Below are 8684 nucleotides of genomic sequence, written 5' to 3'. Positions count from 1 at the left end.
ATAGTATCGTTCCCGGCCGCAACACGTATCAGCTAACTAGCTGTAACGGCCTTGTCTTCCCTCTCAACAACACCAGACTTGGTAGGGTCTGTCAGAGTCGTAGAACATGAATTGTCGCTGCAGAGTTCATCAACAGATCTCTGCTGAACTACCCAGCCAGCGGTTACTGTCGAGATGCTTTCGCCTCGCGAACATCGTTTCCTTCTCGAACCATGCCGGGACAGTTCGGGCAGACGCGCACCGTGTCCATCCCAGTCGGAGCAAACACACGCACGTACTGCTCGGTGACGAATTCTCCACAATTCAGACAGTCAGGCATAGTAGAGTCCGCTGACCCTCGGAACTTCACTCTATCGCTACATTCGAAATCTGCGTTGCGGACGACCATTCGAGACGCTGGGAGAGCGTGGTGAGGTGTGTGGTTTCTGGATTCCACGTGTACAATGCCTCCTTCACGCAGTTTTCGACGGGTTTGGAGAATGAATCGTGCTGGATAACTCATTCGTTATCCGTCTATCGGTATATTTTACTGCTAGAATAACCACCTTCGAGATATGAGATATGTATGATCTGACTGGCTTCCAGCGGGATCTGCTGTACGTTGCTTCCAGCAAGGACGAACCGCATGGTCTTGCGCTCAAAGACGAACTCGAACAGTATTACGAGAGCCAAATCCACCACGGACGGCTCTATCCGAATCTCGATACGCTCGTTGAGAAAGGGTTGATCGAAAAGGGCCAGCTCGACCGGCGGACGAACTACTATCAGGTGACGCAACGAGGTCATCGAGAGATCGAGGCCCGCCGCGAGTGGGAAGACCAATACGTCTCACCGGAGATCTGATAGCCCATGCGTAGTGTTCCAGTTCCTCGGCCGTGCGCTTTCGGAAGCAACTCCTCGGGAATATCACTGATCAGTGACGGCGGTGAGCACGTCTAATGGTCGAGATCCCCGACCGACTGGCGTGTCTGTTCACGGGTTCAGTCACCGAGGCGGGCGATTCCTACACGGTTGAGGTGCCAAAGGAGGAGCTCGACGTGGGAGCGATTACGGCTGGCGAGACCTATCGAGTGGTGATCCTCGAGGATGCAGCGCCCGCGGGAAGCGACGACCAGCAGGACCCATCGACGAATTCGGCAGCCTCAGCGACTTCGAAGCCACCAGTGTCTCAGGGAGCGATCCGCGAGGTGACCATCGAATCGCTGGGCGATCAGGGTGATGGGATAGCAAAAACCGATCGTGGATACGTGCTGATCGTCCCGGGAGCGCGTCCCGGCGACGAAGTGACCGTCGAGATCACAGAAGTCCGCGAGAACGTCGCGTTCGCAGAGGTTCGATCAGGCCGAGATCAGGGCGAGACATCTGACGATCAATAACTCTCTTTCAACCGAAGCGGGCAGTATTTGTCGAGAGAAACCACCTGACGCAGGTACATTTATCACTGTGTCTGTACTGTGTTCGCTTGGAACAACTCATGGCCAGCACGTCAGACGACCCTCGAAATTTCACACTGCGCGAGGAGAGCGGCGAGGAAACGAGCGTTTTCACCGGACAGACGCCACGACAGGCGGCACTCAAAATCGCTCGGCNCAACAGAGCAAAATTTCACACTGCGCGAGGAGAGCGGCGAGGAAACGAGCGTTTTCACCGGACAGACGCCACGACAGGCGGCACTCAAAATCGCTCGGCGACTCGACCCAGCCGATAGCGAAGCCCAAGCGAGCCGAGAGAGCTTTCGCTTGCGGGAGAAAGGAACGAAGAAACTCCACATCTACGAAGGGTGGGCGTGGCGCGAACAAGCACCCGAGGACAANGAGCCGAGAGAGCTTTCGCTTGCGGGAGAAAGGAACGAAGAAACTCCACATCTACGAAGGGTGGGCGTGGCGCGAACAAGCACCCGAGGACAAACCCGACTGGATGCCCGAGACGATCACTCAAGCGAACGTCTCGAAAGAGGGCATCGAGCACCTCGACGAGCTGTAGTTCGAGGGCCTGATACAGATTCATATACAGCCAGTTGAAACAACGTGCATGGATGAAGGGCGACGGATATCACCGTTCGCCGAAGACACGCTCACGCTGCTGACCGAAGCTGCCGGTGGGTCTGGCGAGGATCTTCCGAAAGACGAGGCTCTCGAAGTGATTCAGGCCGACGAGCACTTTGGAGAAGCCGACGCCCAAGCAGCGCTGACCGAACTCGAAAGCCGTNCGAAAGACGAGGCTCTCGAAGTGATTCAGGCCGACGAGCACTTTGGAGAAGCCGACGCCCAAGCAGCGCTGACCGAACTCGAAAGCCGTGGCCATATCTACTACGTCGATGAGACCGTCCGAATCACACCGACCGACGAGTGAGTGGTAACTCGCTGGGACACAGCCAGCAGGTCGTCTCTGTCGGGATTTCACTTTCAGCCCGCTTGGACAGCTTCTATCATCGTCCGGTGGATAGCTGAATATCGAGGGACGGAACGGGTCCGGACCTCGAACAAGCGTGTCACACGCTCCTTCCCTTTCATGATACAGATGCTCAGACGGATACTTTCCCGGACGACAGAGGAGTCGGTCGTTGAGTGCCGTCACTGCGGTGCGAACGTCGAGCCGGAGGCCGATTCCTGCCCGGGATGCGGGTCAACCGAGATCGCGTCCTATGAAATCGGTTCTTGAACTGTGAGGAGCTGCTTCGTTCCGCCCGTCCCGTGCCTGCCCACAGCGACGTGGTGTGAGAGGTGAACCGCGCCAGAGAGCCGGGGTTTTCACTCGAAATCCGGTGTGTCGCCCACGACTCTTTAGCCAGTGACGTTCTGAGTGGTGTCTATGGCGATTCCGTTCGGCGCGACGTGGGGCACGCTGATCGAGCGGTGTGAACAACTGCCCGAAGAGGCGACATTGATCACGCCGTTGGCATCGCGACGCTTTCGGATTACCGATGTCAAGAATCAGCGAATCATCATTGAGGATGTCGATTCGGCTGATTCACAACCGCTGCAACGCGAGCAGTTCGAGGCGCTCGCCGAGCACACACGCGAGGCTATCGATGGTTTCGAACTTGACCGCCTCCCATCGAAAGCTGAACCGTATGCGGCGGTGCTCGCACTTCATCCGCGCTACGTACTTGATGAACGCGAGAGCACGCTGACCGAACTCGATGAGGCAGACGAAAGCGCCGTACTGGATGGTGCGCCACACCTATCGATGAGTGCAGGCGCGGACGACGAACAGGATAGCGAGCGCGAAGAGCCCGAGATCGACGTGTATTCGGATATGCTGCTGTTGATCGACGCGCTTGAACGTGAGGACATGAGCGCTCTCGAAAGCGTCGAGACGCCCGTGCTGGTCAATCTCTACACGCTGCTCTCGGACGTCCAGCGCAATGCCAACGACCTGCGACAGGACGTGTCCGATATGCTCTTAGAGCGCGTTGGGCACGACCGGCCAGTGCATGGTCAGTACGGGTCGGTCCAGCGGACGACACGCCGGAATCGTTCGCTCAAGGATAACGAGGAAGTGCTTGATGCGTTCGCCGAGACCGGTATCGATCGCGAGCAACTCGTCAGCGTTGACCGCTCGAAAGTCGAGGAGGCACTGGATGTCGTCTCCGTTCCCGAATCGATCGTCTACGATGTTTCCGAGAGCGAGTACGTGCGCAAAGCCGAGGTGGATGAAGAACGTAAGGAGACGCGCTTGCAGGGGCTCAAAGATCGGCTGGCGGTGAGTGACGATCCCGAAGCGGATGTCCTGCGCCAGGAAGTCGAGCGGTTGGAACAGGAGATCGAGGAGCTGACCGAGTTCTCGCCAGCCAGCACGTTCGGCGAGCAGGCCGAAAGCGGCTGAGGCGTCTGTTCGCCTGATCGGGTCCACCGGCGAACGCGTGGTGTATCGCTATAGCACTCGACAAGTGGCTAAGATGGATAGAGATAGAGCGAAACGGCTGCCACGACGATCTCAGCTGCCTTGGACGGGAGAGCCAGTCCCGACAGATCACCACTCATCACGAAAAACGCGATGACGGTTATGATCGCATACGCGGCCGCAACGAGGTAGAATTCACGCCGCCAGAATCGGCTGACGAAGACGAGAATTCCGGCGAGCCACCCGACGCCGTTGAGATAGAACAGAATCCCGGATGTCTGGCTGAATGCCAGTATGCTCGGCGCGAGGTACAGATGAATTACTGCCGAGACGAGCGCTCCGAGAAGCGCCACGTAGGCGATACTATTCGTTGGAAGGCTCACCAGCGACTGCGAACTGGCAGTCCCAGTAGATTGGCTGGCCATATGTTCTCACCGTATCAAGCGCACAAATAACTACTGATAGTCAGTGATTCCCTCACTCTATTCGGTACTTCACACCTTCATTGAGGGTGAGATGCATTCACTACTGGCTAAGAGTCTCGGTCTGAATTCACTTCCACTGTCCTTTCCGCGTCTTTTTATCTGGGAAACGTCAACTGGGCGTGTCTCCCATCGAACACACGCGGAGGCAGGAAAAGACCATGCCCGATGTACATTCACATGCCGAAGAGATCCACGAGCAATTCGCCGACCAGATGGAGATCACCGTCGAGGAGGTCGAAGAGCGCCTCGACACGCTCGTCAACGAGTATCAGGTGCCTATCGACGAAGCGCGCCGTAGCGTCACCAGCAGCTACTACGACGAAACCGATGCCGATCCGGAATCGGTGGGTGACGCAAACGAACAGCGCGAGATCGGCAGTGTCAACGCAGCTGAAGAATGGATCGACATCACCGCGAAAGTGGTTGAACTGTGGGAGCCACGGAGTGATTCGATCGCCCAGGTCGGCCTCGTGGGCGACGAAACCGGCCGGATCAAGTTCACCTCGTGGGCGAAATCCGACCTGCCCACGCTCGAAGAGGGCGCAGTGTACCAGCTCGGAAACGTCGTCACCGACGAGTATCAGGGCCAATTCTCGGTAAAACTCAACCGGACCACCACTATCGAGGAAGTCGACGAGGAGATTGAAGTCGGTGACAACACCACGGAGGTTGAGGGTGCGCTGGTCGATATCCAGAGTGGGAGCGGGCTGATCAAACGCTGTCCCAACGAGGACTGCACGCGCGTGCTCCAGAACGGGCGGTGTTCCGAGCACGGCGAAGTCGATGGTGAGTTCGACCTTCGGATCAAGGGTGTCCTCGACAACGGTAACGNCAAACGCTGTCCCAACGAGGACTGCACGCGCGTGCTCCAGAACGGGCGGTGTTCCGAGCACGGCGAAGTCGATGGTGAGTTCGACCTTCGGATCAAGGGTGTCCTCGACAACGGTAACGTGGTCCACGAGGTGATCTTCAATGAAGAGATGACCGAGGAACTGACAGGGATCACACTTGCGGAGGCGAAAGAGCGCGCGATGGACGCGTTAGATACCACGGTCGTTGCGGATGATATCAGTGATGACGTTCTCGGGCAGTATTACCGAATCAACGGGCCTGAACTCGGGCGATACGTGCTGGCCGACGAGTTCGAACAGCTTGGTGCGCGCATGGACTCTGAGGAAGTGCTGATCACAGCGAGGTCGCTGTAGATGAGCACAAACTCAGACGCGGGCGAGTCGACGGGACGGGAGGTCGCCAAGCGACTGTTCGCCCGGGAGTTCAACGACGCATCGTACACGTTCAAAGAGTCCGAGGATGAACTCGCACCGAACTATACGTTGCTCCCGACGGGTGACCGTGTCAACCGGCTGTTTTTCGCGGGCACGCTGACCGAGACGAACGATGTTGGATCGGACTCGGAATACTGGCAGGGGCGCGTGGTCGATCCGACGGGGACGTTCTACGTCTACGCGGGCCAGTATCAGCCAGAGGCGGCGAGCGCGCTGCGGCAGATCGAGACGCCCACGTATGTGGCGGTAGTCGGAAAACCCCGCAGCTACGAGACTGACGACGGTGACACGAACGTCGCCGTGCGGCCGGAGTCGATCACCCAAGTGGATGAAGCGACCCGGGATCGCTGGGTAGTCGAGACCGCCGATCAGACCATCGAACGCCTCCAAGCGTTCGACGCGGAGATCAACGATTACGCGCAGATGGCACGCGACGAGTACGGTGAGCGGCTCAGCCCGTATCGTGAGGCAGCCATCGAAGCGCTGGAAAGTCTCGATGCCACCGATGGCTCTACGAGTGCGGCCACAAGCGAGGCAGAATCGGACGCTTCGGGGAGCGGCCCACTCGCCAGCGATACCGACCCGATCGAAGAGGACGAATACACTCCTCCTGAGAGCGAAGAGAGCGTCGGAACCGACGAAAGCGCCGAGAGCGAGGAAAGCAGTTCTGACGATGCTTCAGACGTTGAGGAGTCGTCCGAGGATACTGGACTCGGCGAATACGACTGAAGGAGGAGTAGGCTTCGTCGGCGGCTCGACACCGTCTGGGGTGTCTCCAAGTGTAGTCCAGAAATAGTCGTCTGTGTGTCTCTGACGTATTCATTTACATGGGCAATCATTAATATGACCAAAAGATAGATGTGACTTCAACAACTACGGCCACTCTATGACAATCACCTCGGAGCACGTGGGACCATCGATTGCTGAGAATCTTCGGACGATCCTTACTGAAGAGAGTGGTGAGGTCATTGCAGTGGGTTTCGACGAAGAGTCGACAGGCGAACTCGTCAAGATACTTGCCGAGAGCGAGGAGCCGCCGAACGTGCGCTTGCTCGTTCGGGAAGGCGTACTGAAATGGCTGCGCGATGATTTCGTGCTGGCGAGCACAGCGGCGGAGTTGCTCGAAGCGGAGACGCTGGAACTGCGAGCCGCTACTGAGCGATTGGATAGGACACTGCTGGTGACGGAGGAGACGGTCGTCTCGTTGCTCATCCCGGATGACGAGCACAGTGCGGCGCTGGTGACCGATGACGAGGAGTTCGTCGCAGCGGTTCGCGAGCGCTGGAGTGGTGTCTGGGACGATGGCGAGGCATTCGATCTGCGAACGCCGGTGTACTCGCGAGTGCTGGACTCACTCGGTGAGGAGTTCAACTCGGCGATGGAGTCGGACTTTCGGACGGTGCTGGAATCGGTCGAGGACATGGACGATGGCGGTGAACTGGACGAGGTGGGGCTGAGTCTGTTGGTAGCGGCCAAACACGAGCAGTTGCTCTACGATATTTCGAAGTGGGGTGAGGATGTGGGTGTCGCGAGCAAGGCAACGTTCTCACGGACGAAAACTCACTTCGAAGAACAGGGACTGCTCGAGACGGAGAAGGTGCCGATCGACGTGGGACGGCCGCGGTTGCGTCTCCTGCTGGGTGAGGAGCGGCTCCGCGAAGCCGAGGCTGAAGAGCTGGCGAATGTGGCTCGTGACTTGCTCTCGGCGGCCCCGGCCTAATCAGAGACCGATCGAGAAGCTATTCGGAGGAGAGAGGAGGTGAGAACAGGGATATTAGATACCGTAGGCGGGTCACGCAGGGATTCTGGACAGTGAGGTACTCTTCGAGAAGACACGAGCCACCGACTGAAACGACTGTGGTTAGTCGTTCGCCGGTGTGACTCCTGTTCCGTCGGTGTTTTCGACATCGACACTGCCGGTAAGTTCGGTGTAGGGATACGGCATGCCGATGCCCTCAGCGTCGAAGCGTTTCTTGACCGTTTCGGTGAACTCAGTAGCGACTGGTTTGTAGCTGGTCTTGTTCGGGTTGATCCAGAGTCGCCCCGAGAGCACGACTGCGGAGTCGCCGAGGCTCGTTACGGGCGCAGATGGTGCGGGGTCAGGGAGGGTACCGTCGAGGTTTCGTGCTTCCTCGATGATAGCCGCTCTGGCCTCCTCGATATCATCGTCGTACTCGATGCCGAAGTCGATCGCCACTCTGAGTTCGTTGTTTCCTGTCGGATTGGTCACGACAGCGTCAGCGAGGTCGCTGTTCGGAACAGTGACTTCCTCGTTATCGAACGTGTTGAGCTTCGTGACACGGAGTTGGATCTCTTCGACAACGCCCTCATTGTCATCCCACTCGATCCAATCACCGATTGTGAATGGTTCGTCTTGGATGATGAAAATGCCCGCGACGAAGTTGGCGATGAGGTCCTGTGCAGCAAACCCAACAGCGAGCGAGAGTGCACCGAGAAGCGTCGCAAACGCCGTAAGTACGACACCAGCGCCTGCGATCGTCGCCGCTATCACAATCGCAAGCACGCCGATGAGAGCGACCGTGATACTCACCGCTAACCCCGCAAGCGTTTCGTCGACACCACGAGTATCGAGCACGGCTTTCAACGCCCGGATGATGACAGCTTTCCCGACGTAGTAGATGATGACGAACGCGACGACGAACAGGACGATTTTCACGGCCGCACTGACAAGTGCGGGACCGAACTGGTTGAGCAGGGATTGTGGGTTGAGTGAAAACCCTTGTTGCATCGGTATCATTGTATGCAGGTATTCAGACAGATGAAGCACCAATTAAAGTTGTGGCTCTTGGTCGGAGGATTCCATCGTGCTTTGGCTACACTCTCATAAGATTTGACATCCTCTCGTGCCTGTAGGGCGTGTAGAGTAGGATCGTCAGAAACGTGAGGATGAAGATCGAACACGACACCCATCTCCACGTTCCCCCGGTATGATGAAGCGGGTGTACCGGGGGTTCAATCTGTTGCGTTCTAAGTTGATAAAGCCACGGCGAGCGAGGCCGCTGTGAGGGGCACTGGAACAGGTATGTAGACTGCACAAGCTCAGCCG

10 protein-coding genes and 1 pseudogene are annotated in these 8684 nt (G+C 57.6%); 8 read left to right on the top strand and 3 right to left on the bottom strand.

Annotated elements, in window-relative coordinates; all coding sequences use genetic code 11:
- Positions 1 to 163: 163 nt before the first annotated feature.
- Positions 164 to 319 carry a DUF7563 family protein gene (locus C448_RS17135; protein ID WP_425311116.1) on the bottom strand — a complete coding sequence of 52 codons (156 nt, stop codon included), beginning with the start codon at positions 317 to 319 and terminating at the stop codon, positions 164 to 166.
- A gap of 242 nt (positions 320 to 561) precedes the next feature.
- On the opposite strand from C448_RS17135, the gene C448_RS01410 reads away from it, so the two are divergent.
- From C448_RS01410 to C448_RS01390, 5 genes and pseudogenes are all read left to right on the top strand, one after another.
- On the top strand, positions 562 to 843 hold the full coding sequence (locus tag C448_RS01410; protein WP_004051343.1) for a PadR family transcriptional regulator: 282 nt from the start codon (positions 562 to 564) through the stop codon (positions 841 to 843).
- Positions 844 to 938: 95 nt separating this feature from the next.
- Positions 939 to 1376, top strand: a complete 438-nt coding sequence (locus C448_RS01405) for a TRAM domain-containing protein (protein WP_004051342.1) — start codon at positions 939 to 941, stop codon at positions 1374 to 1376.
- Between the two features lie 98 nt (positions 1377 to 1474).
- Positions 1475 to 1708, top strand: coding sequence for a non-histone chromosomal MC1 family protein (locus C448_RS15290; RefSeq protein ID WP_080503135.1), 234 nt, complete (start codon positions 1475 to 1477; stop codon positions 1706 to 1708).
- Positions 1611 to 1983: pseudogene (locus C448_RS17010) on the top strand (non-histone chromosomal MC1 family protein). The gene C448_RS15290 and the pseudogene C448_RS17010 overlap by 98 nt, the downstream one beginning before the upstream one ends.
- A gap of 828 nt (positions 1984 to 2811) precedes the next feature.
- Positions 2812 to 3828: a hypothetical protein gene (locus tag C448_RS01390; RefSeq protein ID WP_004051338.1), complete on the top strand. Its 1017-nt coding sequence runs from the start codon at positions 2812 to 2814 to the stop codon at positions 3826 to 3828.
- Positions 3829 to 3896: 68 nt separating this feature from the next.
- Here the strand turns inward: C448_RS01390 and C448_RS01385 are convergent, their stop codons facing one another.
- Entirely contained in the window at positions 3897 to 4271 is a 375-nt protein-coding gene (locus tag C448_RS01385; protein WP_049916011.1) for a DUF7475 family protein, read from the bottom strand.
- A gap of 218 nt (positions 4272 to 4489) precedes the next feature.
- Between C448_RS01385 and C448_RS01380 the strand changes: the two genes are divergently transcribed.
- The 3 genes from C448_RS01380 (at position 4490) to tbsP (ending at position 7337) form a co-directional block, all read left to right on the top strand.
- Positions 4490 to 5536, top strand: coding sequence for a replication factor A (locus C448_RS01380; protein ID WP_004051336.1), 1047 nt, complete (start codon positions 4490 to 4492; stop codon positions 5534 to 5536).
- A complete protein-coding gene (locus tag C448_RS01375; protein WP_004051335.1) occupies positions 5537 to 6346 on the top strand; it encodes an RPA family protein in 810 nt (269 codons plus the stop codon). It abuts the gene before it with no gap.
- 157 nt (positions 6347 to 6503) lie between these two features.
- A complete protein-coding gene (gene tbsP, locus C448_RS01370; protein ID WP_049916010.1) occupies positions 6504 to 7337 on the top strand; it encodes a transcriptional regulator TbsP in 834 nt (277 codons plus the stop codon).
- Positions 7338 to 7478: 141 nt separating this feature from the next.
- On the opposite strand, the gene C448_RS01365 is transcribed toward tbsP, so the two are convergent.
- A complete protein-coding gene (locus C448_RS01365; protein WP_049916009.1) occupies positions 7479 to 8375 on the bottom strand; it encodes a mechanosensitive ion channel family protein in 897 nt (298 codons plus the stop codon).
- Between the last annotated feature and the right edge of the window lie 309 nt (positions 8376 to 8684).

Origin of the sequence: Halococcus morrhuae DSM 1307 (assembly GCF_000336695.1) — an archaeon.
Lineage (GTDB): Archaea > Halobacteriota > Halobacteria > Halobacteriales > Halococcaceae > Halococcus > Halococcus morrhuae.
This window is presented reverse-complemented; position numbering and strand designations above follow the sequence as displayed.

What these genes read in the sequence shown, in the direction of transcription:
- C448_RS01390 (WP_004051338.1), top strand. Translation starts at nt 2,812, where the DNA reads ATGGCGATTCCGTTCGGCGCGACGTGGGGCACGCTGATCGAGCGGTGT.
- C448_RS01410 (WP_004051343.1), top strand. Translation starts at nt 562, where the DNA reads ATGTATGATCTGACTGGCTTCCAGCGGGATCTGCTGTACGTTGCTTCC.
- tbsP (WP_049916010.1), top strand. Translation starts at nt 6,504, where the DNA reads ATGACAATCACCTCGGAGCACGTGGGACCATCGATTGCTGAGAATCTT.
- C448_RS01375 (WP_004051335.1), top strand. Translation starts at nt 5,537, where the DNA reads ATGAGCACAAACTCAGACGCGGGCGAGTCGACGGGACGGGAGGTCGCC.
- C448_RS17135 (WP_425311116.1), bottom strand. Translation starts at nt 319, where the DNA reads ATGCCTGACTGTCTGAATTGTGGAGAATTCGTCACCGAGCAGTACGTG.
- C448_RS01385 (WP_049916011.1), bottom strand. Translation starts at nt 4,271, where the DNA reads ATGGCCAGCCAATCTACTGGGACTGCCAGTTCGCAGTCGCTGGTGAGC.
- C448_RS01365 (WP_049916009.1), bottom strand. Translation starts at nt 8,375, where the DNA reads ATGATACCGATGCAACAAGGGTTTTCACTCAACCCACAATCCCTGCTC.
- C448_RS01405 (WP_004051342.1), top strand. Translation starts at nt 939, where the DNA reads ATGGTCGAGATCCCCGACCGACTGGCGTGTCTGTTCACGGGTTCAGTC.